The following is a 26,843-nucleotide window of genomic DNA, read 5'->3' as shown; positions in this document are numbered from 1 at the left end:
GGCACTTGAATGCGGCATCGGGGAGGTGCCGCGCGGAAAAAGAGGGCTTATATACATGGCGAACACGTCAGCGGCGGCCGCACCCGGCCTGCCATCCACCGACAGTGCAGGCACATTCCTGGGGCATCCAAAAGGACTCTTCGTCCTTTTCTTTGCCGAAATGTGGGAGCGCTTTTCCTATTACGGCATGCGCGCGCTGCTGATCTTCTATCTGGTGAAGCACTGGGCATTTTCCGACGGCGAAGGTTCGATCATCTACGGCGCGTATACCGCGCTCGTTTACATTACGCCGGTGGTGGGCGGCTATCTTGCCGACAGGTATCTGGGGCAAAGAAAAGCCGTTCTTTTCGGGGCTATCCTGCTGACGCTCGGCCACTTCTTCATGGCGTTCGAAGGAGATGGATCGCTCGGACAGGACAACCCGATGATGTCCGTCTTCTGGCTGGCCCTCGCGCTTATCATCGTGGGCTCAGGGTTTCTGAAGGCGAACATATCGGTGATCGTCGGTCAGCTTTACACGCGCACGGATATCCGCAGGGACCCTGCGTACACAATTTTTTACATGGGCATTAATCTCGGCGCGGCGCTCGGTTCGCTGCTCTGCGGTTACATTGGCGAAACCTATGGCTGGGCCTATGGCTTCGGCCTCGCCGGTTTCGGCATGCTGGCGGGCCTGATCGTCTTCATCTGGGGCAAGCCGCTATTGCTTGGCCGCGGTGAGGCGAAGAACCCCGCACGCCTGAAGGAAAAGGTCGCGGGCATTTCCGTCGAATGGTGGATGTACGTCGCAGGGTTCGCGCTTGTCGGGCTGTGCTGGCTCGCCATTCAGAACCAGGCGCTGGTCGGCTATGTTCTGGGCGGTTTCGGCGGCGCGCTCGTGCTGTATGTCATCTTCATCGCCGTGGTCCGCTTACCGGCAGAGGATCGCGACCGCATCTTTGCCGCGCTGTTCCTGATCCTGACGTCGATCATTTTCTGGGCCCTTTTCGAGCAGGCGGGTTCCTCGCTCAACCTGTTCACTGACCGCCATGTCGACCGCGGCGGTGTCCCGGCATCGGTGTTCCAGTCGATCAACGCGATTTACATCATCATGCTCGCGCCGATATTCGCCATCGTCTGGACGTGGCTGGGGCAGAAGGGCATGGAGCCCTCCGCGCCCCTGAAGTTCGGCCTTGGCGTCGTACAGGTCGGACTTGGCTTTCTGGTGCTGGTATGGGGCGCGGAGGCCGTGGGCCTCGACGTGCCTGTACCGGTGATCCTGATCTTCCTGATCTATCTTTTGCACACGACCGGTGAGCTTTGCCTTTCGCCGGTGGGGCTCAGCGCCATGAACCGGCTTGCCCCAACCCATATGGCCAGCCTGATCATGGGCACCTGGTTCTTCGCTTCTGCGGCGGGTAATTTCGCGGCGGGCCTGATCGCTCAGGCGACGGGCGGCGAAGGGCTTGAAGGCGCAGAGGCCGGCAAGGAGGTCGTTCTGGGCGTCTATGAGACCGTCGGTCTTTTTGCCGTCGGTGTGGGCGTGGCCGTGATGATCATCTCGCCGCTCATAAAGAAACTGATGCACCTCGATACGCTGGCCGACGACGATGTCGATCACGCATTGGCAGGCGAGGCCGGTCTTGCCGAGCCGCAGGCCGCGGGTGTGAACACGACGACGGAGACACGTTAATGTCCAGGCTCAGAATGGCGCTGGCCTTGGCAAGCGCCGCGGCGCTCACCGCCTGTGCGACCGCGCAGGCGGATACGGCCGGGCCGAAATCGGCTTCATCGTCCGAACTGCCAAAACGGGCGGAGAATCCCTACGCGTCGACCTATGCGCCCTACGGATCGCAGACGACCGTGATCGAGAACGCCAATATCTATGACGGCGCGGGCGGAAAGATCATGGGCGGCACGCTCCTGATCGAAGGCGGCAAGGTCGCCGCCATTGGTACCGCCGTCGACGCCCCCGCCGATGCCCTGCGCATCGATGCGGGCGGCAAGTGGGTCACGCCGGGCATTATCGATATCCATTCGCACCTCGGCAATTATCCGTCGCCCAGCGTCGATGCGCATTCCGACGGCAATGAAGTCACCGGCCCTGTCACATCGGAGGTCGAGGCACAGCACGGCGTCTGGCCGCAGGACCCCGGTTTCAGCCGCGCGCTTGCCGCCGGTGTCACGACGCTGCACATCCTGCCGGGATCGGCGAACCTGTTTGGCGGGCGCGGCGTGACGCTGCGCAATGTCCCGGCCCGCACCGTGCAGGGCATGAAATTCCCCGGCGCGCCCGACAGCCTGAAAATGGCCTGCGGCGAGAACCCCAAGCGTGTCTATGGCAGCCAGGGGCGCATGCCCGGCAGCCGCATGGGCAATTTTGCGCTCTATCGCATAACCTGGCAAAAGGCGGTCGAATATGACCGCCAGTGGGACGCCTGGGACGAGAAGGTCGAGAATGGTACCGCAAAAGCAAAGGACATTCCCAAGCGCGACCTGCAGCTTGATACCTTGCGCGGTGTCCTCGACGGCGAAATCCTGGTGCAAAATCACTGCTACCGCGCCGATGAAATGGCCGGAATTCTCGATCTGGCGAAGGAATTCGGCTATAAGGTCAGCGCGTTTCACCACGCTGTCGAGGCCTACAAGATCGCCGACCTGTTGAAGGAGAACGGCACCTGCGCGGCCATGTGGGCCGACTGGTGGGGCTTCAAGATGGAAAGCTATGACGGCATTCGGGAGAATATCCCGTTCGTCCACGCCGCCGGTGCCTGCGCCATCACGCACTCCGATGACGATATCGGCATCCAGCGTCTCAATCAGGAAAGCGCCAAGGCGCTTGCCGATGGCAATCGTGCCGGTCTCAATATCCTGCCCGAAACAGCATGGACATGGATCGGCATGAATCCGGCGAAGGCACTTGGCATCGACGATGAGGTTGGCAGCCTGGAAGTCGGCAAGCGCGGCGATGTCGTTCTATGGAACGGCGACCCGCTTTCCGTATATGCCCGGCCGGAGAAGGTCTGGCTGGACGGTGCGCTGCTGTACGACGCCGGGAGCGGCATGCGCCCCGTCAGCGACTTTGAACTCGGCCAGCCCGGTGAAGGGGACACGAAATGAAGACGATCCACTTTTCCGGCGCAGCCGCCATCGCCGCGGCCATTGCCGTTACCGCACCGGCGGCGGCGCAGGACTTCACCATCGTGAATGCGCGCCTGATCGACGGCACCGGCGCCGCTGAACGCAGCAACACCACGATCACCGTCCGCAATGGCCGCGTCGCGAACGTCGGTAGCGGCGGCGCGGCCGGCGGCACGGTCGTGGATGCGCAGGGGGCCTATGTCACCCCCGGCCTTGTTGCGGCAGGCAGCGTGCTCGGCCTTGTCGAAGTCGGCGGAGTCGCCTCCACCAACGAAACCCGCTCGTCGAAAAGTCCGTACTCGGCCGCGCTTGACATGGCCGATGCGATCAACCCGGCCAGCACGGCGATCGGTGTTGCCCGGATCGAGGGGGTGACGCGCGCCGTCGTCAGCGGCTCTCCATCCGGTGACCTGTTCGGCGGCTTCGGCGCGGCGATCAGTCTGGACGCGACCGACCCGACACCGCTTATGAACGCAGCCGCCTTTCAGGTCATCGACATGGGTGAAAACGGCGCGCGCCGTGCAGGCGGATCCCGCGCCGCCGCCTTTGCGCGTCTTGAAGACGCCCTGTCGGAAGCCGCCGCCTATGCCCGCGCCCCGGCGCGCTACGGCGATGGTCGCAGCGAGGATTCACTGCTGACGCGCGCGGACGCCGCGGCATTGTCGCGCGTCATCGACGGCAGCGCCCAGGCAATGATCAATGTCGACCGCGCCAGCGATATTCGCCGCGTGCTGCAATTGCGCAGCGACTATCCGCGCATGAAGATCGTTCTGGCAGGCGTTGCGGAGGGCTGGCTTGTCGCCGACGAAATCGCGGCGGCGAATGTTCCGGTCGTGGCCGTCCCGATGCGGAACCTGCCCGCTTCCTTCGAAACGCTGGCGGCGACGCAGTCCAATATTGGACGCATGGTCGCCGCGGGTGTCAAGGTCGGCGTCATTGATGCGGGCGGCCCATCGGTCAGCCCGCAACTGCCGCAGCAGGCGGGACAGCTGGTGGCGCAGGGCCGCATCCCGGGTGCGACCGGCCTTAGCCACGAGCAGGCCATCGCCGCGATCACAAGCATACCGGCGGACATTTTCGGCCTGACGCGGTCCGGGCGGATCACGCCGGGCGCGCGTGCCGACATCGTCATCTGGGACGGCGACCCCCTGGAGACGGCCAGCGCCCCGACGGCGATCTGGATCGACGGCAATGAGCAGCCGATGACCAGCCGCCAAACGAAGCTTGCGGAGCGCTATAATCCGGCAAATGCGGATACGGGCCTTCCCAAACATTACACGCGGCCACGTTAAGGCAGGCAGCAAGCCGCAACGAAGATAGATGAAGGGAGAAGCGATGATGGAATGGATGTTGATGCCGCTGAAGCGCTATGCGGATTTCAACGGTCGCTCGCGCCGCAAGGAATACTGGATGTTCCTGCTTGGCTACATCGTTGTCTATGTGGTGCTTGGCCTGCTGACCGGTGGCTTTGGCACCGACCCGAATGTGGTCGGGTCCATGCTGCTGTTGATTTTCAGCCTGGGTCTGCTCATTCCATCGCTGGCTGTCGGCGTTCGCCGACTACATGACCTCGATAAGTCCGGCTGGTTTCTGCTGATCGGGATAATCCCGATCATCGGGAGCCTTATCCTGCTTTATTTCTTCGTTCAGGACGGCACGCCCGGTCCGAACAAATATGGCCCAAACCCCAAAGGGCCCGACAACGAAGCGCTGCAGGACGCGTTCAGCTAGAACCTCTCGCCCTCCACCAGCGTCAAAAAGCGCGGGAACGTCAAGCGCATCCCGCGCTTTTTCTATCTCATGCACAGTGCCAGACTCGCCCATGAAGAGGATTTCGATGGCTGGCGCAGCGCTGCGCGCCAGCTTGCGCTCGGCGGCGTTCACCCCGCGGACATCATTTGGCAAATCGGTGATACCGCGCAAAACCTGTTTGGCAGCGAGGCGCCGCCGGCGGCGACTGCCAAGGGAGACTTAAAGGTCCCCAAGGCCTTTATCGATCTGGCGCGCAACGTGATCTGTCACCGCGATCCAGAGCGTTTCGCCCTGCTCTATACGATGCTGCTTCGCCTGCAGGACGAGCGCGGTGCGCTTGACGATCGCGCCGATCCGCTGCGCAAGCGTCTGCATGATCTGCGCAAGGCGGTCGCGCGGGACATTCACAAGATGCGTGCCTTTGTCAGGTTTCGCGAGATCGACACCGATGGCGATAGCCGCTTCGTCGCCTGGTTCGAGCCTGACCATCACATCGTGCGCACGAACGCGCCGTTCTTCCAGCGGCGGTTCGCCAATATGAACTGGTCGATCCTGACGCCGGACCTCTGCGCGCACTGGGACACGCAGGGTCTTAGCTTTACGCCAGGGGCAACAAAGGCGGACGCCCCGGACGGCGATCCCGTCGAGGACACGTGGAAGACCTATTTCGCCTCGATCTTCAACCCGGCGCGGGTGAAGGTGAAGGCGATGACGGCGGAGATGCCAAAGAAATACTGGAAAAACATGCCGGAAAGCGCGCTGATCCCGGAGCTGATCGCGGGGGCCCGCGCGCGGGAGACGGTCATGGTCGATACCGCGCGTCAGGCCATGGTGATTGCAGGAGACAATCGCACGAAGTCATTTTCCGCACTTCGCGAAGAAGCGGTGGGCTGCCGCGGATGCGATCTGTGGAAGCCGGCAACGCAGCTTGTGTTCGGCGAAGGGCCGGTTGACGCCGACCTGATGTTTCTGGGCGAACAACCCGGCGATCAGGAGGATCTTGCCGGGCGGCCGTTTGTCGGCCCTGCGGGACGCCTGTTTGACCAGATCCTGCGTGAAGTCGGGATCGACCGGACGACCGCCTATGTCACCAACGCGGTGAAACATTTCAAATATGAGCAGCGCGGCAAGCGGCGTATCCATGCAAAGCCGTCAGGACCGGAAATCGAAGCCTGCCGCTGGTGGGCGGACCAGGAACGCGATCTGGTGCAACCCAAAATCACCGTCGCCCTTGGCGCCAGCGCTGCGCGGTCGATGTTGGGGAAAGTCGTGACAATCACGAAGACGCGCGGATCGCCGATTGCGCTGCCGGACGGATCCGAAGGCTGGGTGACGGTCCACCCGTCCTACCTGCTGCGTATTCCGGACCGCGCAAAGGCCGAGGACGAAACCGCCCGCTTTCGTGACGAAATCGCCGCTGTGAAGGCCCGTCTGGCGGAGCTTCACTAGCGCAGTACCGAAAATATGGCTTCGAAATCGCCGGTTAACGGCTTTTAAAAGGCGGCGACGAAACACCAGTCCGGCGCAGAGGGGCTGGACCCGCATGGGCAATCAAATGGATGCACCAGTCGAACCGGTCGCCGCTACAGTGTCGTTATCCCCGGTTTCCCTGGTGCATCAGGCGGGCCGCGTCACGCGCGAAATAGCTGAGCACCGCGGAACATCCGGCGCGTTTGAACGCGGTCAGCACTTCCATCATGCCGCGGTCCCGGTCCAGGATCCCGGCGTCCATCGCCATGCGCATCATCGCATATTCGCCCGACACCTGATACGCATAGATCGGAACGGCGAATGTGGACTTCACCCGCTCGACAATGTCGAGATATGGCAGGCCGGGTTTCACCATGACGCTATCGGCGCCCTCGGCGATATCGAGCGCGACTTCGCGCAGGGCTTCCTCGGCATTGGCGGGGTCCATCTGATAGGTTTTCTTATCGCCAACCAGCCGCCCGCCGGAGCCGACGGCATCGCGGAAGGGTCCGTAAAACGCGCTGGCATATTTGGCGGCGTAGGACATGATCTGCACATCCTTGAAGCCCTCGGCCTCAAGCGCGGTCCGGATGACGCCGACGCGGCCATCCATCATGTCGCTGGGCGCGATGATATCGGCGCCATGGCGCGCCTGGTTCACGGCCTGCGCGGCGAGCACCTCCAGCGTCTCGTCATTCAAAATACGGTGGTCGTCCGACAGCAGCCCGTCATGACCGTGATCGGTATAGGGATCGAGCGCAACGTCGGTCAGTATGCCCACATCAATGCCGGCATCGCGGATCGCGCGGCTGGCGCGGCACATCAAATTATCGGGATTGACCGCTTCCCGGCCATCGTCCGACCGCGCAGCCGCCGCCGTGTTCGGGAACAGCGCGACCGCAGGAATGCCAAGATCCGCAGCTTCCCGCGCCGCCTCGACGATCAGATCGACCGACAGGCGCTCCACACCCGGCATCGTGGCCACCGGCTCCCGGTAGGCCTTCCCCTCCGCAATGAACAGCGGCCAGATCAGATCGGCGGGCGACAGGACGGTTTCCGCATGCATGCGGCGGGACCAGTCATGGGCGCGTGTGCGGCGCAGGCGAAGCGAGGGAAAGCCGGGCGTCATATCGCAGCTTGTGACAGATGCGGCGGGCAGGTTCAATTCAGGCGCGCGGCGGCCGCTGATACCTTATGAATTTCGTCAGCGTGCCGATCCGGTCGTAAAGACGCCGCCCGGTGTGATTGTCGCTTTCCGTCAACCAGTAGACGTTCGGCGCATCCAGCGCATCGGCCTCGGCATAGACGGCCTCTATCAGGCGGCGCCCGACGCCCATGCCGCGCATGTCCGGGTCCGCATAAAGATCCTGCAAATAGGTCACGTCCTCGACGCGCCAGGCATGGCTGTGCAGCAGGAAATGGACGAGGCCAACGAGCCTTTCCCCGCTGAAGGCGAGGAGGCCGCGCGGGCGATACCGGTCGCCATCCGCGAGCAGTCGAGACCAGGTCGTACGGTAAACCTCCTCGGGGACACTGGATTCGTAGAACCGCAGATAGTCCGTCCACAATTGGCGCCACGCGGCCTCATCGCGCGGTTCAGGGGCTCGTATCTCGATCATGTGGCGCAATCATCCCGTTGCCGCATCCAAACCGCCAGTATACAGCGCGCGGCATGCCCGGCAATCCTATCCTGATCTTCGATTCCGGCATTGGCGGCCTGTCCGTCGCCGATCCCGTCATGCGGGTCCTGCCCCGCGCGCCCATCATCTATGCCGCCGACAATGCGGGATTTCCTTATGGGTCGAAGACGGAAGCAGAGATCGCGGCGCGTGTTCCTGCCATGCTTGGGCGGCTGGTCGAGCGCTACCGTCCGGCCCTTGTCGTGATCGCCTGCAACACCGCCTCGACCATCGCGCTTTCGCATGTCCGATCCGCCCTCGATCTGCCCGTCGTCGGGACGGTGCCCGCCATCAAGCCCGCAGCGGAGCAAACGAAATCCGGCGTGATTGGCGTGCTTGGCACGCCCGCGACGGTCCGGCAGGCCTATGTCGATGATTTGTCGGCCCGCTTCGCGCCGAACTGCACGGTGCTGCGTCACGGCGCGCCCGACCTTGCCGCCAATGCGGAGGCGGCACTGCGCGGCGATGAAGTGCCGACGAGTGCCTTCGCCGCCGCCATGGAGGGCCTCCTTATCCAGCCGCGCGGCGATGTCATGGATGTGGTTGCCCTTGCCTGCACCCATTTCCCGCTGGTGCAGGATCAACTGGCGGCGGCGGCCGGACGCCCGCTGACCTTCGTGCATGGCGGCGGCGGCATAGCCCGCCGGACGGCGCATCTGCTGGCGGATGTGCAATGGCCAGATATATCCCTGTCACACCGGGCAGTGTTCACGCGCGACGATCCCGCGCTAGAGGCTCTTCGTCCGGCATTCTCCGCGCGCGGCTTTGCCAATATCGATGTGTTATAGGAAAAGCGCCTTATGGTCATGACCAATGAAGAAGTCCGCGAACGCATGAACCGGTTTGCGCCGCCAACCGCCGCGTTCCTGAAAACCGAATTGCTGGCGGTCGACCAGGATGCAGGTACGGTTCGCATGGCCTTCACCGTCGGCCCGGAACTCTGCAATCCAAATGGCAGCGTGCAAGGCGGCATCGTCGCGGCCATGCTGGACGATGCCGCCGCCTATTCGGCCATCGTCTTTTCGAAGCGCAAGATCTTCGTTCCCACACTGGAAATGAAGGTCAGCTTTTTTGCCGCCGCGAAGACAGGCCGCCTGTACGCCGACGGACGCTGCGTCAAATTCGGCAGGACCATCGCCTTTATGGAGGCGGATCTGACCGACGAGGACGGCAAGCTGCTGGCACGCCTGTCCACCACCAGCGCGCCGCGCGACCTCCCCAACCCCAAACTCGTGGAACGCAAATGACCGACGACGTCCTGTTCGAAACCCGCGGCCGCCTTGGCCTGATCACGCTGAACCGCCCCAAGGCGCTGAACGCGCTCAATCGCGCCATGTGCAACGCGATCTACACGCAGCTTGGCGAATGGGCGGACGACGACGGCGTCAACGTCGTAGCGATTACCGGCAGCGGCGAAAAAGCCTTTTGCGCCGGCGGCGACGTCGTCGGCCTGTACAATGGGCGCGGAGACGGATCGTCGGACTGGGAAGATTTCTTCGGCGACGAATACCGCATGAACCACCGCATCGGCACGTTTGAAAAACCCTATGTCGCCATCATCGACGGTATCACCATGGGCGGCGGCGTCGGCCTGTCGATCCACGCACCTTATCGCATCGCCACCGAAAGAACGCTGTTCGCGATGCCAGAGACCGGCATCGGCCTGATCCCCGATGTCGGCGGCACGCATGCCCTGTCGCATATGCCGGGCGAGATCGGGACATATCTGGGCCTGACCGGCGCGCGGCTGAAGGCGGAGGATTGCCTATATGCAGGCATTGCCACGCACTACACGCAAAGCGGCAATGTCGAAGGATTGATCACGGCGCTGGCGAGCGATGTCGACAGCGTGACCGATGTGATGGTGCAATTCGAAAGGCCGCCCGGGCAACCGCCCGCTCTTAAGACCCACCGCGAGAGCATCGACAGGCACTTCGCCAAGACCAGCGTCGAAGAGATCATGGCCTCGCTAAGCATGGGCGACGACTGGGCGGAGGCGCAGCGCGACCTGTTGATGCGCATGTCGCCGACCAGCATGAAGATCACGCTGCGCGCCCTGCGCGAAGGCGCGGATGACGATCTGGCGGGCTGCCTGAAACGGGAATACCGCCTGGTCGGCAATATCAAGGCGGGGCATGACTTTTACGAGGGCATTCGCGCGCAGCTGATCGACAAGGACCGGAAACCGCGCTGGAACCCGTCCAATCTGCGCGACGTCACGGCGGATATGGTCGACAGCTATTTCGCGGTGCCGCCGCATGGCGATCTGCGTCTCTGATCCACATTCGGCGGCTTGTGCCTGAAATGCCCGGTTTCCACCGGCGTGCGCTTTCTGAAATTGAGAACCATTCTCAATAATAGTTATACGTCAATAACTTGCGACAAAAAGGAGGATGCCACAACCTGCCGCATGCGCTACAGGGCACGAAAATCGACGAGCAGCGGGTGCGGAACGTGAACTATAATATGATATTCGAAAAGGCGATCGACCGCCTTCACGAAGAGGGCCGCTACCGCGTCTTTATCGACATCCTGCGCAATCGCGGCAATTTCCCCAATGCGAAATGCTTTGCCGGTCATAACGGACCGAAACCCATCACCGTATGGTGCTCGAACGACTATCTCGCCATGGGGCAGCATCCGGCGGTGATCGAGGCCATGGAGGCGGCGCTGCACGATGTCGGCGCGGGCTCTGGCGGCACGCGCAATATCGGCGGCAACACGCATTTGCATATTCAGCTTGAGCGCGAACTTGCCGATCTGCACGGCAAGGAAGGCGCGCTGCTGTTCACATCGGGCTATGTTTCCAACGAGGCGACATTGTCGACGCTGGCAAAGCTGCTGCCGAACTGCATCGTTTATTCCGATGAACTGAACCATGCGTCGATGATCGCCGGCATTCGCAATTCCGGCTGTGAAAAGCGCGTTTTCCGGCACAATGATCTGGAGCATCTGGAAGAACTGCTTGCCGCGGACGATCCTGAAGCGGCCAAGCTGATCGCCTTTGAAAGCGTCTATTCCATGGACGGCGACGTGGCCCCCATCGCAGCCATCTGTGATCTCGCCGATAAATACAACGCCCTTACCTATCTGGACGAAGTGCACGCGGTGGGCATGTACGGCGCACGCGGCGGCGGCATTTCGGAGCGCGACGACTGCGCGGACCGGGTGACGATCATCGAGGGGACGCTGGGAAAGGCGTTCGGTGTCATGGGCGGCTATATCACCGCATCCAAGACACTGATTGATGTCATCCGCAGCTATGCCCCCGGTTTCATTTTTACCACCAGCCTGTCGCCGGTCCTGGCCGCCGGTGCCCTGGCCAGCGTCAAGCACCTGAAGGCATCCTCGGAAGAACGCGAAGGGCAGCAGAAGGCGGCCACGCGCCTGAAAACGATGATGACGCAGGCCAATCTGCCGGTGATGGAGTCGACGACGCACATCGTCCCGCTGCACATCGGCGATCCGGTGAAAGCGAAAAAGATCAGCGACATTCTGCTGATGGAATACGGCGTTTACGTGCAGCCCATCAATTACCCGACGGTCCCGCGCGGGACGGAGCGCCTGCGCTTCACCCCCGGCCCGCACCATGACGAGCTGATGATGACCGAACTGGTGAAGGCACTGGTTGAAATCTGGGGCCGGATGGCGATGAAGCTGGCAGCCTAGGCCGGTAGCCGCGCGGGCCTATTCCGCCAGTTTCAGATAGGGTGTCGCATCGACAAGCCGGAAACCCGGCGTGTCGCGAACCAGTGTGTCCAGCCAGTATTTATGCCCCGAACCGACCAGTACGAATATGCGCTCGCCGGGCTCTGCGATCAGGCCGATCTTTGCGAACATCTTCGCGTTTCTCAAAAACCACATGGCGTTCAGATCAGCCCCGGGCTGCGTATCGGCATCGCCGATCTGCAACACGCCGAAATAGAAATTGCTGTGCTTCTCGGCGATTTTCCCGCTGTCATTATGCGGCAGGAGCGACGTCGCGATTGACTGGGTTTTCTGTTTCTCGCCTTCCGCCGCCGCAAAAGCCTGGGCGTCCGCGATTTTCGTATCCAGAACCGGTGTCATGCCATTCGCATCGGCATAGGCCGTCAAGGCTGCAAACGGAAAATAGTCGGGCTCGTCATCAGAAGGCTGTTCATCAAATCCGTAAACAGCCTCATGGCCAAGCATATGCGCGAGCCGGTATCCGATCTGCACCGTTTCGTTACGCCGCTCGGATAGCTGCGCAGGGGTGAAGTCAGCATAATCGCTGACCTCGAATGGCGGCGCGATCTGCGTTTCGACGAGCACGCGATCAGGCTTCCACCCGGCAAGCGCAGCCCCCAGCCGCGCCAGTTCCGCCTGCCGCGAGGGCGTCGTCACATCGTCGACCTCGATATTGACGACATCGAGCCCGGGATTGGCAAAATGGTAGGTCCCGAACACCATGACCTCGACATCAGGCGTCTCTTGAGCGGCGACGGGAAAAGCCAGAACGAGCGCCGCCATTGCGGCCAGAAACATCTTCATTGTCGCCTCCGATTTAGTGTCATATATCACTAACGCAATGCGGTCGCGCCCGTCAACGTGGATGCGCATGACAACAGGATCAGGCGAATATGCCCCGTAAAAGCCCCGATATGGGGAAACTCCATGGTAGCACGCGCGCGCGTCATCCACTAGATGTAGCGCTATGCCCACGCCGCTTCGTATCGCTCTCGCCGCCGACCATGCCGGCTACCTCTTGAAGGATAAGATCAGGATTTGGCTGGAGGAAATGGGGCATGAGCCGATCGACCTCGGTACCAATAGCAATGATTCGGTGGACTGGCCGGACTTTGGCCGTCGCATCGGCCAGGCCGTCGCGTCCGGCGAGGCGGCGCTCGGGGTCGCCATATGCGGGTCGGGCATTGGCATTTCCATCGCCGCGAACAAGGTCGCGGGCGCGCGTGCGGCGAACTGCACCAGTGGTCTGATGGCGCGGCTGTCGCGGCAGCATAATGACGCGAATATCCTGTGTCTTGGCGAGCGTCTGATCGGCGAGGCGACGGCGCGTGATGCCCTGAATGAATTCATCTCAACCGATTTTGAAGGCGGGCGGCACCAGCGGCGCGTCGACATGCTTGACCAAGGATAAACCATGAGCAGCAATCCCGACACCCGCCTGCCCGCGAACGATTATTCCGGATTCTTTTCAACGACTCTGGAACAGGCGGACCCCGCCGTTTTTGCCGGCATCGCGGCGGAGCGGCACCGCGAGCAGACGGAAATCGAGCTGATCGCGTCGGAAAACATCGTATCCGAGGCTGTGCTGCAGGCGCAGGGGTCGATCCTGACCAACAAATATGCGGAAGGCTATCCGGGTCGCCGCTATTATGGCGGCTGCGGCCCATCCGACACGGTGGAAGAGCTGGCACGCGAAAGGGCGAAACAGCTGTTCGATTGCGCCTATGTCAATGTGCAGCCGCATGCTGGCGCGCAGGCAAATGGCGCGGTGATGCTGGCCCTGGTGAAACCGGGCGACACGATCCTGGGGATGAGCCTGGATGCAGGCGGCCATCTTACCCACGGCTCGAAACCCGCACAGTCGGGAAAATGGTTCGACGCGGTTCAGTACGGTGTCGACGAACAGACGCAGCTGATCGACTATGACAGGCTGGAGGCGCAGGCGATCGAATGCCAGCCAAAGCTGATCATCGCCGGCGGCAGCGCCTATCCGCGCCACATCGACTTCGCGCGGTTCCGCGCGATCGCCGATAAGGTCGGCGCCTACCTGCATGTCGACATGGCGCATTTTGCGGGTCTGGTCGCGGCGGGCGAGCATCCGTCCCCCCTTCCCCACGCACATGTCGTCACGACGACGACCCACAAGACACTGCGCGGCCCGCGCGGCGGCATGATCCTGTCGAACGATGCCGACCTGGGGAAAAAGTTCAACAGCGCCGTTTTCCCCGGCCTGCAGGGCGGCCCGCTGATGCACGTGATCGCGGCAAAGGCGGTAGCCTTTGGCGAGGCGCTGCAGCCTGATTTCAAGACATATGCGCAGAATGTGATCGCGAACGCGAAGATCGTTGCCGCCACATTGAAAGAGCGCGGCTGTGACATCGTTTCAGGCGGCACCGACACGCATGTCGTTCTTGTCGACCTGCGTCCCAAAGGCCTGACCGGCGCGGACGCCGAAGAGGCGCTGGAGCGCGCCAACATGACCTGCAACAAGAACGGCGTTCCGTTCGACCCGCTACCCCCTGCGAAGACCAGCGGCATCCGTATCGGTTCGCCGGCCGGCACGACGCGCGGCTTTGGCCAGGCCGAGTTCCGCGACATTGGCGAGATGATGGCGGACGTCCTCGATGGCCTGGTTGACAATGGCCCTGAGGGGAATGGCGCCGTCGAAGACGCGGTGAAGCAGCGGGTGCTGGACCTCTGCGCACGCTTCCCGATTTATCCGGAGCGGTGATACGGTCGATGCAGCCCTTTATGTTTGATCATCCCGGGCGAAATCGAGGGACGCACTTAAGTTGCTGCAAGACCATGGTACGTCCCGCGACTTCGCCCGGGATGATCTGGTTTGGCAAAGGGCACAATTTTTAGTGCGCTGCCCTTTCTGCCTCAATGCCGACAGCCAGGTGAAGGATTCGCGGCCGACCGAAGACGGGTCCGCCATTCGCCGCCGGCGCCAGTGTCCGGCCTGTGCCGCGCGCTTCACCACGTTCGAACGCGTGCAATTGCGCGACCTCTCCATTGTCAAGAAATCCGGCGACAAACAGCCCTTCGACCGCGACAAGCTCGCCGGATCAATCGCCATCGCCTGCCGCAAGCGCCCCGTATCGGAAGAGCAGATCGAGCGCCTCGTTTCCGGCATCCAGCGCCAGCTGGAATCGTCGGGACAAAGCGAGATCGAGACCGACAAGCTGGGTGAATATGTCATGGAGGGCCTGCACGCGCTCGATGAGGTGGCATATGTGCGCTTCGCCAGCGTTTACCGCGAATTTCGCGAAGCCAGGGATTTCGAGAAGCTGATCGGCGACATGCCCGACGAGAAAGCCGCCAATGGCGAGCGGCCGGTTCCCAAGGACACGCTGTTCTAGACGGCACCCGCTTATGTCAGCCCCCATCATCATCCTCGTCCGCCCGCAATTGGGGGAGAATATCGGTGCGGCGGCGCGCGCCATGCTGAACTTCGGCATCAGCGAGCTGCGCCTCGTCAGCCCGCGCGATGGCTGGCCCAACCCGAGTGCCGGTCCCGCCGCAGCGGGTGCGGATGAGGTGTTGATCGGAGCGAAAGTCTATGACAGCGTCGCCGAAGCCATCGCCGATTGCGCCCATGTCTATGCGACGACAGTGCGAAAACGCGGCATCCTGAAGGACGTCAAGACGCCGGAGCAGGCGGCCACGGACAGCATGAAGCGGCCGGGCCGGACAGCGATTTTGTTCGGCGCGGAGGCCACCGGCCTCGACAACGCTGAAGTGGTCTGTGCGCAGGAAATCATTACCGTGCCGGTGAATCCGGAATTCACATCGCTCAATCTGGCGCAGGCCGTCATCCTGTGCGCCTATGAATGGTCGCGCCACCGTACCGACCTGATGGCGGGCGAGGGCCTGGAAGCGGCCGCGCCGCAGGCCGAGGTCGAGGGTCTGGTCGGGCAGGTCCATGACGCTCTGACCGGTGCCGACTTCTTTCGCACGGCAGACCGTGCCCCCACGGCGCGTCAGACCGTGCGCAATCTCCTTACCCGCCCTGGCTATACCAGCCAGGAGGTGCGCACGCTGCGCGGCATCATCAGCGCCTTGACGAAACCGCGCCGCGCGGCGGCGTCTAGAGACGAACCGTAAGCTAAACCTGTTCAAACACTCGTCATAATTGACGGCTATCCGGTGCAATTACGAAATGACTTGAGATGATAGTCTAGGAATTGAACATGATTACCGAATATCTGTGTGCGGCGGCGCTTTCCATCTCCGTCCTGCCGGTTAGCGTTCATGCTGCCGACCAGATCGTCAGCGACGATTCTGCCAAGGAGGAACGGGTCTGCCGCAGGCAGCAGCCGGAGATCGGCAGCCGCATCGCCAAGAAGCCCGTCTGCCGGACGGCTGAAGAATGGGCTGAAATCGACCGTGCTCATTCGGACGAACACGGACGCTGGGAACGAAACCGCCGTTCCATGGGCACGATCGACAATTGAGTTTCGCAAGGGTCGGCGGGGGCCTCTTGCCCCCGCCGTCCGCCTAGCGCAGCGCGTCTGACAGGAACCGTTCCGTACGTGTCAGCATGTCCGTGCGGGCAAAGCTGCTCGGCAGTCCGTGATCGAGATCCTCATACTCGATATAGGTGACCGGTTTTCCGGCATCCTGCAGCGCGTCTTCCATCGCGCGCGAATGTCCGACATCCACATTCAAGTCCTTATCGCCGTGAAACAGGAGGACAGGGGCCTGAAACAATGCGGCCCGGCGCTTTGGCGACCCCTCTTCGATATGCGGGCCCGAGCCGACCTGCGCAGCCACGATGCGGTAATTGGTAAATCCACGCGAATCCTCTTTCAGCTGCCCAAGATCAGCGACCGGGGCGATGGCGACAACGGCTTTGTACAAGCCGGGATCGACTGTCGCGGCCTGAAGGGCTGCGTAGCCGCCATATGACCAGCCAAGAATTGCCATTTTACCGGCATCCGCCAGCCCCGACCGGGCCGCCCAGCGCGCACCATCGTTAATGTCATCAATCGACGTCCTCCAGGCGCGAAACGCGTTGTCGCCGAGCCAGGTGGCGCCGAAGCCCGCAGACCCGCGATAGTTCGGCTGGAGAACCGCATAGCCGTTCGCCGCAAGCGACTGCGCAAGCCAGTCGAAACCCCATGTGTCACGCGCCGAAGGTCCGCCATGCGGCAGGACGATGAAGGGAAGGTTCCTGGCATCTGCGGCGGTGCCCGGAGGAAGCGTCAGATATCCGGGAATCTGCGTGCCGTCGGCCGCAGGATAGCTGATCGGCGTGACTTCGGACATCGCGGTGTCCGAAAGCGCCAACCTGACCGCGCTCATCTTGATCAACTGCTTCGTTTCTTGATCGAAAATATAGTAGGTGCCTGGATCTCGATCAGACGAAGCATTTAGCAGAATACGGTTTCCGTCCCAGCTATCCTCCAGTAATTGCACGGAAACATCGCCGCCAAGCGCGCCCGTCAACGCGTCTGTAAGCTGTTCAAGCTCCGGGTCGAAAAATTCGATATGTGGGTATTCGTCCGACCACGATACACCCACTGGACGCCCCCATCGTCCGAACTTGACGAGACCGTCTACATCGACGGCGTCGTGGGCAAATACGAGTTCGGGCGTGCCCTTGCCCGACGCCGGTTCCTTAAAAAGCGCCTGCCGACCTTTATGTGGCCGCAGCATATAGATAAATTGTCCGGTCTCGTCGAAGCCTTCGAAGCTTACACCGGCAGGATCATCATACTGCGCTTCGGCAAACGTGACCCAGTTTTTCTTGTCGGCCTCACTCACAAGATAGCGGTAGGTATTACCAATATTCCCCCGCGGGGCGGATTGCCGTTGCAGGATTACACGCACATTGCCGCGACCATCTGTTCCAAACCGTGCGGCATTCTGCGTCGGGCTGAGGGCTGTGCGCATCCTGCCGGAATAGATATCCACTTTCTGGACGCTCAATCCTTTCCGGGTGTCCGCAAGCAACGTGCTTCCTGTTCTTTCGGGCAGCAACTCGATTTCCATCAGCACATGGCGCGGCTCATCCGGTAAAATATCTATAATGTTGCCAGAATACTGATTCATGCCAACGGAACGAAACCTGTTCCTCTGGCCAAGCTGCACGACATCGCTGCCATCAAGGCTAAAGGCGAGCATGCGGGTAAATCCAATTAACTTCCCGTACTCGTCGGACTGACCGTCCGCCAGACATGCCAGACGCTCTACATTCAGCCAGCGGCAGTTATGAAAGTCTACATTCTTGTCGGATCTTAGTACCGGTCTCTTCTCCCCAGACGCTACGTTCGCGACGTACAGTACCGAAAATGGTCCCGAGCGATCCAGATAGCTGACGTGTTTCCCGTCAGGTGCGAGTCGCATATTGGTGACATCCGGCATGCGGCCGAACTTGATCGCGGTGTCGCTGAAATCCTGAGCCGCAGCCGGCCCCAAGGACAGCGCCGCAGCACCCAACGCCGCCATCAACAGACTCTTTACCATATTCATGATCCACCCGGTTTCGTCGAACGCACCTTAGATATCCCACGTGCGTTACAAAAGTCACCCTTGACTCCCGCCGTGGTACCATTAGTGCGCGCCCTTCGTGATTTGGCCCTGCATGCCCGGTGAAGCAGGTGCCGCGCCCGGCGCAAAGGCTGGACGGTGCGAGCCCGGGCAATGACATAAGCAACTTACCCGAAAGGAGCGCCGACCATGTCGAAGCGCCAGTCCTCCAAGTATAAACTCGATCGCCGTATGGGCGAAAACATCTGGGGCCGTCCAAAGTCCCCGGTGAACAAGCGCGAATATGGCCCTGGTCAGCATGGTCAGCGCCGCAAGAGCAAGATGTCCGATTTCGGCATCCAGCTGCGCGCGAAGCAGAAGCTGAAAGGCTATTATGGCGACGTCACGGAAAAGCAGTTCCGTGGCTATTACAAGGAAGCCAGCCGTCTGAAGGGCGATACATCGCAGAACCTTATCGGCCTTCTCGAACGCCGCCTCGACATGATGGTCTACCGCGCAAAATGGGCACCGACGATCTTTGCCGCGCGCCAGCTCGTCAGTCACAACCACATTCGCGTCAATGGCGTGAAATGCAACATCGCCAGCCGCCGCATTGATGTTGGCGACGTCATCGAACTTCGCAAGAAAGCGAAAGAGATGGCGCTGGTGATGGAAGCACAGACGCTCGCTGAACGCGAAGTGCCGGAATATGTGGCCGTTTCCGAGGACGGCAAGGCGGAATATGTCCGCGTTCCGACCCTGGACGAAGTGCCTTATCCCGTGGTGATGGAGCCAAATCTGGTCGTCGAGTTCTACTCGCGCTAGTCCGCGCCGCATTATCATTATCTGAAAAAAGGGGCTGCATCCTGGTGCAGCCCCTTTCTACCGATTGCTTGACTGCTCTGGAGAAATCCGGTGTATCATGGACAATTATCAAACCAGTTTAATGACGGTAGGGAGATATAAGATGCGCGTTTCCGTTTCAGTTCTCATCAGTGTTGCCATTTTGGGAACGACGTCCGCTGCTACCGCCACCGAACCGACGGCCGTGGTTACAGAGCAGGCAGAAGAGAAAAAGTGCAAACGCGTCAAACTGCCTGGTTCAATGATTAAGAAGAAATATTGCTACACAGAGGCAGAGTGGGAATATCTGAGCACAGTCTCCAAGCGCGATTACCTCGACGCCGAAAGAGGGCTTCGCGCACGAAATAGCGCGAGCAACTAGTCAGAATTACATTCTCCTGGCGTTCGCCGCTCAGGTTACGTCAGTGCTGACCCGCTTTGAGCTAGAATGTGCGGGCGGGCGTGTGTTCTGCCAGGGCCCGATAGAGCGTCGCAGGCACGACAGCCAAAAGGCCAAATGCGCATATAGCGGTGAGCTGTATGACCCAAAAACCAGTGGTCGCCGGGCCGAGAGAAGCCAAGGCCGCGCGCACTTCCTCTAGATTTGCACTGTCGCTCAACACCACGACCTTCAACAGGAGAAGAACGGGCACGAGAGCCAGGATCGCCGTCAATAACACGCAGAAGACCTTGAATTGGCTAGGTAAGACAAGTCGCCAGGACTGCCGGAGGGCCGCAATAGGAGCGACGCCAAGCGCGGCGGCAACCGGCATGGCCACGAGCCAGAAGGTCATCAGGGCCAGAATTGCCGGCAAGGCGAGGATCGCAGCGGCCGGGACCACGAACAGCGCCAGAAGCTGTCCGAAAATAAGCATGACAACCGCCATCGCCGCGATCAACAGGCCGGTCACCAGCGGTGGCTGGATCCGCTTCAGCCCCGCAAGAATATAGGTGCGCGTGTCAAGGCGCGCGGCGCTCGCGAGCGTCGCCGCCATCACTGCGCTGACAAACATCAGCCGTGTCAGTGCGCGGATCGTCGTGGCCAGCGTGGACGTGCTGGATGCCCCCGATTCCGTTGCGCCCAGCATCTGCATGATGACTTCCGGACCGACGACAAGGCCAAGCCCCAAAATCGCGATGGGGGCAAAATCGCGCCACCATGTCATGACCGCCGCCTGGAGAATGGCGGGAACGTCAAGCCGTCCTGTCACGGCGCGGTGACTTCCCGCGCACGGCCACGGCCGACGGCGTGCAGCTTGCCGCTACGCCTGACCAGCGCAACATCGGCGAGCTTGCTGACGGCCAGCAGTTCGATGGGGCCATCCCCCGGCACGTTAATGCGCCTTTCGCGCCATTTCGGCGAGCCGACGCGCACATCGATCAGCCGATCGCCCGCAGCCCCCCGAAGCTGGACGAAAAGCCTGTCACGACCGCCCCTCGCCCTTTCAATGCCGAACCCCGCTGGCGGGACATAGGCCTGCTCGGGAATTGTCAGGCGTTTTGGCCCCATCAGGGGGCCCATGGGATAGGACGCAAGGCCTCCCGCCGGGATACCGTTCCACGTTGCGCCCAGAAGGGAAATGGCACGGCCTTGGAAAAAGTCCTGAAATGTAAACCGTGCGGGCAAGCGGGACCGGACGAAATTCTGTGCCCAACCGAAATGGAACAGCATGTCCGTTCCGGTTTCGTCCTGCAGCGTCGCGGCATGGAAAAGCCCGCCTGTGGACACATCGAATATCGGCGTCATATCAGTGCTGCCTTCGACCAGTGCGAGGATGGTCTGGGCGGTGTTCAGCTCGGTTCCGCGCGTCCATAACTTCAGCAGCCGCGGCGTTCCCGCCAGCGTCAGCGTACCAGCGCCGCTATCGCCCGCAAAGAGGATCCGCCGGTCATCATACCATGACGCCGCATTGGGGCCGAAATCGGTCTGGAAGCCGCCCTCTATGGCGGTGCCGCTATCGACATCGATTTCGAGAATCCGCGTGCCCTGGCGGCCCGCCTCGCCGGGCTGGCGCAGTGTCAGCAGGCAACGGGAGAAGGACGGCGGCAGACATTGCGACCGCTCGATCAGATTCGGCGCCGCATCGAACACCGTGCGCCACGCAGTCCGACCGCGCAGCACGGACGATAGCGGCGCACGGCGCAGCGCGGTGCCGCTCGTCATGGTCAGTTCCTCGCCATCGAAGACAGCGGTGCTGGCGTTGGCAGGCACGGTAAAAACCGTCGGCAGCGCGGCGAGCAGGAAGAGGGCGGCGGCAAGGACTGTGCGGATCATCGCGATCAATGTGGGTCAGAGTCGCGCCGGACGCAACCGGCGATCACCGCGCCTTGCCGTTCAAGACGTGCCGTATGTCTAAGCCGCCGCGCTCGCGGCGCTCAGCACGGCGCGAACGGACGCCGTTGCGATATCCTCGTCCATGCCCACACCCCACACCGTCTCGCCATTGGCGTCGGTGCATTCGACATAGGCGGCCGCCCGCGCATCCGTGCCGCCGGTCATGGCATGCTCGGAGTAGTTCACCACGTCGAGCGCCACGCCGAAGCTATCGGCAAGCGCGGACACCACACCCGAAATCAGGCCATTGCCGCGACCTGAAATGCTGCGCTCGGTGCCCTGATCGAGGATCTTGCCGGTGAAGATGCGCGTGCCATCGCTGGCCCGGCTTTCTTCATAGTCAACCAGACGGAAGCGCTTGGGCGTCCTGCCGATCCGATATTCCGCTTTGAACGCCTGCCAGATATCGTCGGCGTTCAGCTCTCGGCTGCTGCGATCGGCCAGTTCCTGCACGGCACGGCTGAAATGCGCTTGCAGGCGCTTGGGCAGTTTCAGCCCCTTGTCCTGCTCAAGCACCCAGGCGACCCCGCCCTTGCCGGACTGCGAATTCACGCGAATGACAGCCTCGTAATCCAGCCCGATGTCGCGCGGGTCGAGCGGCAGATAGGGCACATCCCAGATTTCGTCATTGCGGGCGGCCTGCGCCGCAAATCCCTTTTTGATCGCATCCTGATGCGACCCGGAAAAAGCGGTATGAACGAGTTCGCCCGCATAGGGATGCCGCGGATGCACGGGCAGCTGGTTGCAATATTCCGCCATCTTCACGATCCGCTCCATGTCGGAAAAATCGAGCCGGGGCGAAAGGCCCTGCGTGTACATGTTCATGCCAAGCGTCACCAGGCAGACATTCCCGGTGCGCTCGCCATTTCCGAACAGGCACCCCTCGACCCGGTCCGCGCCCGCCATCATGCCAAGTTCCGCCGCGGCAACACCGGTACCGCGATCATTGTGCGGGTGCAGGCTGATCGCAACGCGGTCGCGGTCGCGGATATTCCTGCCGAACCATTCGATCTGATCGGCATAGATATTGGGTGTTGCCGCCTCCACCGTGGCTGGCAGGTTCAGGATGATCGGCCTGTCCGGCGTCGGTTGCAGCACGTCCATGACAGCCTCGCAAACCTCCAGACTGAAATCCAGCTCCGCTGTCGAGAAAGTCTCAGGTGAATATTCGAAATGCCACTCGGTATCCGGCTGTTTGGCGGCTTCATCCCGCAGGATCTTCGCGCCGTCGACCGCGATCTGCTTGATATCCTGCCGGTCCATCTGAAACACGATCCGCCGCCAGGCCGGGCTGACGGCGTTATAGAGATGTACGATGGCGGCGCGTGCCCCCCGCAGACTTTCGAAGCTCTTTTCGATAAGGTCCCGGCGAGACTGGGTGAGCACCTGGACGGTGACATCATCCGGGATCGCATCCGACTGGACGAGGCCAGAGATGAAATCGAATTCGGTCGCGCCCGCCGACGGGAAGCCAACCTCGATCTCCTTCAGGCCGATTTTCACGAGCATATCGAAAAAGCGGCGCTTCTTTTCGGCATCCATGGGGTCGATGAGGGCCTGATTACCGTCACGCAGATCGGTGGAAAGCCAGCGCGGCGGTGCCGTGATCGTCTTTGAGGGCCATTCGCGATCTGGCAGGTCAACCTGCGGAAAAGCGGTATATTTGCGGGAAGGATCGGTCAGCATCGTCATATCATCCGGAAGAAGGGCGCAGGATCAATCGCTGCGCATTGTTGGTCTGTCAGGTTCGGATGGCCCCCAGACGGCGGAGGCAGATAGCGCCCGCGTTCACGCCTGGGGGCGTGTAAGTCGCAGGAGAAGAAGGCCCAGAGTCTTGATCATCGCCGATGACGATAGAACGCGACGCCCAGGCAGGCAAACCCTAAATGAAGCTGTCTTCGCGTCTGTTTGTTTCCCGGGGCAGGCACTCGATCTCGATATCGCCGCGCAGACCGGGCACGTCCTCGTGGGCGACGGCGGTACCGTCGGCATGAATGGCCCAGCAGCGATCGCCCATCGCCTCAAGAAACTGCCGCAGGTTTATCGATGGCGCAAGCGAAGGCGCGGCCGCGATATCGACATCGGCCTCTGCCGGGATGTCCGCATTTCCTGCCGCCATCAGTCCGGCGATCAAAAGGATGTTTGCGATCGGCATATTCGGGCTGCCTTGCTCTTCATTGTTTCTTGCCAAGCAGGATCAAGCAAACACCGTGCCGGAACCATATTCTCCAGCCTGCTCAAAGGCGCGCAGGGTTAACCGGAGCCCGCTGCCCGCAAAGGTGTAAAATCCGCCGACAGCTACCCTTGGTTAACGCATTGTCACTATGCTCATCAGCGGCGTTTATCGAAAGGTCATTTCAGGCGATGCGGCAACTGATCTACATCAGCACGACCCAGGGCGACCATGCGGACGGCGAACTCGAAGCCATCCTGTCGTCGGCGCGGTCGCGCAACCGCGCTGACGGCATTAGCGGGCTCCTGCTGTTCAATGGCCTGCGCTTCCTGCAGGTTCTGGAGGGTTCGGCAACGGCGATCGAGCGGACCTATCGGCGCATCGCCGAGGACAGGCGACATCGCAGCATCGTTGTCCTTGGCGACCGCACCATTGAGAGCCCCGAGTTTGGCGACTGGTCCATGGCGTTCGAGCGGTCGGACAATAGTGCTGAATTCGCCGCTCTTGCCGAGCAGATCGAGACCGCCCTGATCGCCGCGACCCCGACCACGACCGCCCTGTTCAGGAACTTCGCCAAAGCGGCATAGACGCCCGAGGTCCGCTATTTGGCAATAGCTGCCCGTTTTTCGTCGGCACGGTACGGATCGCGCTGCTAGACAATCCGAATGTTACTTACCGAATTCGACGACGACACATTATATCAGGCGTTGACCGATCGCGATCCCGCTTTTGAGGGGAAAGCATGGGTGTGCGTCACGTCGACCGGCATCTTCTGCCGCCTGACCTGTCCGGCGCGAAACCCGCTGCGCAAGAATGTGATCTTTGAAACATCGCTGCAGGCCTGTGTCGATTCCGGGTTCCGCCCGTGCAAGCGCTGCCGCCCCCTCGACGCGCCAGACCATCCGGTCATCGGTCCCCTCTTGCGAATGCTCGACAGCGAGCCGCAGCGCCGCTGGCGAGAAGACGATGTGGTGGAACTCGGCCTCGACCCGTCCACCATTCGCCGCGTCTTCCGCCGTCATTTCGGGATGACTTTCCTTCAGGTTGCGCGCGCCCGGCGTCTCGGTTCCGCCGCAGGAAAGCTGGCGGCCGAGGAGAAGGTCATCGACGCCCAGCTTGATGCCGGCTATGAAAGCGGTTCGGGATTTCGCGCGGCCATCAAGAAAATTCTCGGCACCCCGCCGACCAGGTTTCGCGGCCAGGGCGTACTCAGCGCGGACTGGATCGAGACGCCTATTGGCCCCATGCTCGCCATTGCCGACGAACATGTCCTGCATCTGCTCGAGTTCAACGACCGCAAAACCCTGCCCGCTGAAATCGAACGCCTGCGCGAGCGGCAGGGAAAGCCGGTCATCATGGCGCGCACAGAGCCGCACAAACGGATTGCTGAATGCCTGGCAGACTATTTTGCCGGGACGGCGGGCCTGCCGCCACTGCCCGTCGGAGATCACGGGACCGCGTTTCAAAAATCGGTCTGGGCCGAGCTTGTCCGCATCCCCCTTGGGGAAACGCGCAGCTATGCGGGCCTCGCCAAGGCGCTTGGCAATACGGGTGCCGTCCGCGCCGTCGCCCGTGCAAATGGCGCGAACCAGCTTGCGCTGCTGTTTCCCTGTCACCGCGTCATCGGGTCCGACGGATCCCTCACGGGCTATGCGGGTGGTCTGTGGCGCAAGAAATGGCTTCTGCAACATGAGCAGCGCATGGCTGCGAAAGGATAGGCTTCATGACCGGATTTCACGATCTGCACATCAAGGGCGAACCGCTCGTCCTGTTTAACGTCTGGGACGCTGGAAGCGCGCGTGCGGTCGCCGCATCAGGTGCGGCGGCCATCGCCACGGGCAGTGCCGGGGTCGCCATGGCGCAGGGCTTTGAAGACGGCGAAAACGTCCCGCTCGACATTGTTCTTGCAAATGCGAAACGTGTCGTCGCGGCGGTGGACGTACCGGTCACGATCGACTTCGAAGGCGGCTATGCAAAGGACGGTGCCGCCCTGACTGACAATGTCGGCCGTCTCGTCGCTACGGGCGCGGCCGGCATGAATTTCGAGGATTGCGTTCCGGGCACAGCCGACATTTACCCGGCGGATGTTCAGGCACGCCGGATTCAGGCCGCGCGCCAGGCCTCGGCCGATCTCTTCATCAATGCCCGAACGGATGTCTTCCTGAGGTCCGATCCGGCAACGCATGCGGATCACATGGAGGACGCCCTTGGCCGCGCCGCACAATATGCCGATGCGGGCGCGGACGGTTTCTTCATTCCGGGCCTTGCGGACCGGGCGCTGATTGCGCGAATCTGCGCAGGGACTGGGCTACCCGTGAACGTGCTGTGGCGCCCGGAGCTTGGCAGTGCCGCCAAGATGGCCGCGCTTGGTGTCGCCCGGATCAGCTACGGTTCTCTCCCGTATCGCGACGCGATGGCCGCTTTGGAGGCCGCGGCAAAGGCAGCTCTTGGCGGGACATCCTGACCGCTGAAACCGGCCGGGGCGCCCCGTTCCAGAAAAAGCCGTGACTACGCGGCGACGGCTTCGTCGGCGGTCTGCTCGTCACCTTCCGGATCGCGCAGCACATAGCCGCGGCCCCAGACGGTTTCGATATAATTGTCGCCCTCGCACGCTGCGGACAGTTTCTTGCGCAGCTTGCAGATGAAGACGTCGATGATCTTGAGTTCGGGTTCGTCCATGCCGCCATAAAGATGGTTCAGGAACATCTCCTTGGTCAAGGTCGTGCCCTTGCGGAGCGACAGCAGCTCCAGCATCGCATATTCCTTGCCGGTGAGGTGCACACGGCTGCCGCCGACATCGACCGTCTTGGTATCGAGATTGACCGCCAGCTTGCCGGTCTTGATGATCGACTGGCTGTGCCCCTTGGAACGGCGGACGATCGCCTGGATACGGGCGACCAGCTCATCCTTGTGGAACGGCTTTGTCAGATAGTCGTCCGCGCCGAAGCCGAGACCGCGGATCTTCGATTCAACATCGTTCGCGCCCGTCAGGATCAGCACCGGCGTACCGACCTTGGCGAGCCGCAGCTTCTTCAGGACGTCATAGCCATGCATGTCAGGGAGGCCGAGATCGAGCAGGATGATATCATAGTCATACAGCTTGCCGAGGTCGATGCCCTCCTCGCCAAGATCGGTCGCGTAGACATTGAACCCCTGACCTTCGAGCATAAGCTCGATGGCTTCGGAGATGTTCTGGTCATCCTCGATCAGCAGTACCCGCATTGTGATGTTCCTCGTCCAAAAAAGCGCAGCAGGGCGACCTCGCCGTCGCTCCTATCCGTTAACCATG

At 61.7% G+C, this 26,843-nt stretch carries 28 protein-coding genes; 19 read left to right on the top strand and 9 right to left on the bottom strand.

All coding sequences use genetic code 11. The features are described 5' to 3' along the window. The first annotated feature begins 55 nt into the window (after positions 1-55). The 5 genes from KCG44_RS12955 to KCG44_RS12935 all read left to right on the top strand — a co-directional run bounded on the left by KCG44_RS12955 (position 56) and on the right by KCG44_RS12935 (position 6,321). The gene (locus KCG44_RS12955; RefSeq protein ID WP_218446529.1) at positions 56-1,672 is read left to right on the top strand and encodes a peptide MFS transporter; all 1,617 of its coding nucleotides are present in this window, start codon (positions 56-58) and stop codon (positions 1,670-1,672) included. Next, positions 1,672-3,099: an amidohydrolase gene (locus tag KCG44_RS12950; protein WP_218446528.1), complete on the top strand. Its 1,428-nt coding sequence runs from the start codon at positions 1,672-1,674 to the stop codon at positions 3,097-3,099. The genes KCG44_RS12955 and KCG44_RS12950 overlap by 1 nt, the downstream gene beginning before the upstream one ends. Further along, on the top strand, positions 3,096-4,412 hold the full coding sequence (locus KCG44_RS12945) for an amidohydrolase family protein (protein ID WP_218446527.1): 1,317 nt from the start codon (positions 3,096-3,098) through the stop codon (positions 4,410-4,412). The genes KCG44_RS12950 and KCG44_RS12945 overlap by 4 nt, the downstream gene beginning before the upstream one ends. 43 nt (positions 4,413-4,455) lie before the next feature. Further along, positions 4,456-4,851 (top strand): DUF805 domain-containing protein, encoded by a 396-nt coding sequence (locus KCG44_RS12940; RefSeq protein WP_369411989.1) that lies wholly within the window; start codon positions 4,456-4,458, stop codon positions 4,849-4,851. 69 nt (positions 4,852-4,920) lie between these two features. Then, a complete protein-coding gene (locus tag KCG44_RS12935; protein ID WP_218446526.1) occupies positions 4,921-6,321 on the top strand; it encodes a UdgX family uracil-DNA binding protein in 1,401 nt (466 codons plus the stop codon). Positions 6,322-6,466: 145 nt separating this feature from the next. On the opposite strand, the gene hemB is transcribed toward KCG44_RS12935, so the two are convergent. Both hemB and KCG44_RS12925 read right to left on the bottom strand, forming a co-directional pair. Next, complete coding sequence (gene hemB / locus KCG44_RS12930) at positions 6,467-7,471, bottom strand: porphobilinogen synthase (protein WP_218446525.1); 1,005 nt, start codon at positions 7,469-7,471, stop codon at positions 6,467-6,469. Between the two features lie 37 nt (positions 7,472-7,508). Next, a complete protein-coding gene (locus KCG44_RS12925; RefSeq protein WP_218446524.1) occupies positions 7,509-7,961 on the bottom strand; it encodes a GNAT family N-acetyltransferase in 453 nt (150 codons plus the stop codon). A gap of 53 nt (positions 7,962-8,014) precedes the next feature. Here KCG44_RS12925 and murI point away from each other — a divergent pair, with 53 nt between their 5' ends. From murI to hemA, 4 genes are all read left to right on the top strand, one after another. Continuing rightward, positions 8,015-8,809, top strand: a complete 795-nt coding sequence (murI, locus tag KCG44_RS12920; RefSeq protein WP_218446523.1) for a glutamate racemase — start codon at positions 8,015-8,017, stop codon at positions 8,807-8,809. 18 nt (positions 8,810-8,827) lie between these two features. Further along, on the top strand, positions 8,828-9,268 hold the full coding sequence (locus KCG44_RS12915; protein ID WP_218446522.1) for a PaaI family thioesterase: 441 nt from the start codon (positions 8,828-8,830) through the stop codon (positions 9,266-9,268). Then, positions 9,265-10,299, top strand: a complete 1,035-nt coding sequence (locus KCG44_RS12910) for an enoyl-CoA hydratase/isomerase family protein (RefSeq protein WP_218446521.1) — start codon at positions 9,265-9,267, stop codon at positions 10,297-10,299. The genes KCG44_RS12915 and KCG44_RS12910 overlap by 4 nt, the downstream gene beginning before the upstream one ends. 176 nt (positions 10,300-10,475) lie before the next feature. Next, entirely contained in the window at positions 10,476-11,690 is a 1,215-nt protein-coding gene (gene hemA, locus KCG44_RS12905) for a 5-aminolevulinate synthase (RefSeq protein WP_218446520.1), read from the top strand. A gap of 18 nt (positions 11,691-11,708) precedes the next feature. On the opposite strand, the gene KCG44_RS12900 is transcribed toward hemA, so the two are convergent. Then, a complete protein-coding gene (locus KCG44_RS12900; protein ID WP_218446519.1) occupies positions 11,709-12,533 on the bottom strand; it encodes a DUF5694 domain-containing protein in 825 nt (274 codons plus the stop codon). 163 nt (positions 12,534-12,696) lie between these two features. Between KCG44_RS12900 and rpiB the strand changes: the two genes are divergently transcribed. From rpiB to KCG44_RS12875, 5 genes are all read left to right on the top strand, one after another. Beyond that, entirely contained in the window at positions 12,697-13,140 is a 444-nt protein-coding gene (rpiB, locus tag KCG44_RS12895) for a ribose 5-phosphate isomerase B (protein ID WP_218446518.1), read from the top strand. Between the two features lie 3 nt (positions 13,141-13,143). Beyond that, positions 13,144-14,460 carry a serine hydroxymethyltransferase gene (gene glyA, locus KCG44_RS12890; protein ID WP_218446517.1) on the top strand — a complete coding sequence of 439 codons (1,317 nt, stop codon included), beginning with the start codon at positions 13,144-13,146 and terminating at the stop codon, positions 14,458-14,460. A gap of 133 nt (positions 14,461-14,593) precedes the next feature. Then, the gene (gene nrdR / locus KCG44_RS12885; protein WP_218446516.1) at positions 14,594-15,091 is read left to right on the top strand and encodes a transcriptional regulator NrdR; all 498 of its coding nucleotides are present in this window, start codon (positions 14,594-14,596) and stop codon (positions 15,089-15,091) included. A 13-nt stretch (positions 15,092-15,104) separates the two neighbouring features. Then, entirely contained in the window at positions 15,105-15,836 is a 732-nt protein-coding gene (locus tag KCG44_RS12880) for an RNA methyltransferase (RefSeq protein WP_218446515.1), read from the top strand. Between the two features lie 86 nt (positions 15,837-15,922). Then, positions 15,923-16,186: a hypothetical protein gene (locus tag KCG44_RS12875; protein WP_218446514.1), complete on the top strand. Its 264-nt coding sequence runs from the start codon at positions 15,923-15,925 to the stop codon at positions 16,184-16,186. A gap of 43 nt (positions 16,187-16,229) precedes the next feature. Here the strand turns inward: KCG44_RS12875 and KCG44_RS12870 are convergent, their stop codons facing one another. Then, positions 16,230-18,200 carry an alpha/beta hydrolase family protein gene (locus tag KCG44_RS12870; RefSeq protein ID WP_218446513.1) on the bottom strand — a complete coding sequence of 657 codons (1,971 nt, stop codon included), beginning with the start codon at positions 18,198-18,200 and terminating at the stop codon, positions 16,230-16,232. 213 nt (positions 18,201-18,413) lie between these two features. On the opposite strand from KCG44_RS12870, the gene rpsD reads away from it, so the two are divergent. Beyond that, positions 18,414-19,028, top strand: coding sequence for a 30S ribosomal protein S4 (rpsD, locus tag KCG44_RS12865; protein WP_218446512.1), 615 nt, complete (start codon positions 18,414-18,416; stop codon positions 19,026-19,028). A gap of 97 nt (positions 19,029-19,125) precedes the next feature. After that, positions 19,126-19,428 carry a hypothetical protein gene (locus KCG44_RS12860; RefSeq protein ID WP_218446511.1) on the top strand — a complete coding sequence of 101 codons (303 nt, stop codon included), beginning with the start codon at positions 19,126-19,128 and terminating at the stop codon, positions 19,426-19,428. Positions 19,429-19,489: 61 nt separating this feature from the next. On the opposite strand, the gene KCG44_RS12855 is transcribed toward KCG44_RS12860, so the two are convergent. The 4 genes from KCG44_RS12855 to KCG44_RS12840 form a co-directional block, all read right to left on the bottom strand. Then, a complete protein-coding gene (locus KCG44_RS12855) occupies positions 19,490-20,257 on the bottom strand; it encodes a hypothetical protein (protein WP_218446510.1) in 768 nt (255 codons plus the stop codon). Continuing rightward, the gene (locus KCG44_RS12850) at positions 20,254-21,321 is read right to left on the bottom strand and encodes a hypothetical protein (protein ID WP_218446509.1); all 1,068 of its coding nucleotides are present in this window, start codon (positions 21,319-21,321) and stop codon (positions 20,254-20,256) included. The genes KCG44_RS12855 and KCG44_RS12850 overlap by 4 nt, the downstream gene beginning before the upstream one ends. Positions 21,322-21,399: 78 nt before the next feature. Beyond that, entirely contained in the window at positions 21,400-23,067 is a 1,668-nt protein-coding gene (gene leuA / locus KCG44_RS12845) for a 2-isopropylmalate synthase (RefSeq protein WP_218446508.1), read from the bottom strand. Between the two features lie 196 nt (positions 23,068-23,263). Continuing rightward, a complete protein-coding gene (locus KCG44_RS12840; protein WP_218446507.1) occupies positions 23,264-23,536 on the bottom strand; it encodes a hypothetical protein in 273 nt (90 codons plus the stop codon). 209 nt (positions 23,537-23,745) lie between these two features. Here KCG44_RS12840 and KCG44_RS12835 point away from each other — a divergent pair, with 209 nt between their 5' ends. The 3 genes from KCG44_RS12835 to KCG44_RS12825 all read left to right on the top strand — a co-directional run bounded on the left by KCG44_RS12835 (position 23,746) and on the right by KCG44_RS12825 (position 26,018). After that, a complete protein-coding gene (locus KCG44_RS12835; RefSeq protein ID WP_218446506.1) occupies positions 23,746-24,141 on the top strand; it encodes a BLUF domain-containing protein in 396 nt (131 codons plus the stop codon). A gap of 78 nt (positions 24,142-24,219) precedes the next feature. Beyond that, the gene (locus KCG44_RS12830; RefSeq protein ID WP_218446505.1) at positions 24,220-25,272 is read left to right on the top strand and encodes a bifunctional transcriptional activator/DNA repair enzyme AdaA; all 1,053 of its coding nucleotides are present in this window, start codon (positions 24,220-24,222) and stop codon (positions 25,270-25,272) included. 5 nt (positions 25,273-25,277) lie between these two features. Further along, positions 25,278-26,018 (top strand): isocitrate lyase/PEP mutase family protein, encoded by a 741-nt coding sequence (locus tag KCG44_RS12825; RefSeq protein WP_218446504.1) that lies wholly within the window; start codon positions 25,278-25,280, stop codon positions 26,016-26,018. Between the two features lie 44 nt (positions 26,019-26,062). On the opposite strand, the gene ctrA is transcribed toward KCG44_RS12825, so the two are convergent. After that, complete coding sequence (gene ctrA, locus KCG44_RS12820) at positions 26,063-26,776, bottom strand: response regulator transcription factor CtrA (protein ID WP_218446503.1); 714 nt, start codon at positions 26,774-26,776, stop codon at positions 26,063-26,065. Positions 26,777-26,843: the final 67 nt, after the last annotated feature.

The sequence above is a fragment of the Pacificimonas pallii genome (assembly GCF_019204005.1).
GTDB lineage: Bacteria > Pseudomonadota > Alphaproteobacteria > Sphingomonadales > Sphingomonadaceae > Pacificimonas > Pacificimonas pallii.
Note: the sequence above shows the minus strand (reverse complement) of the source record. Positions and strands in the feature narration are given on the sequence as shown.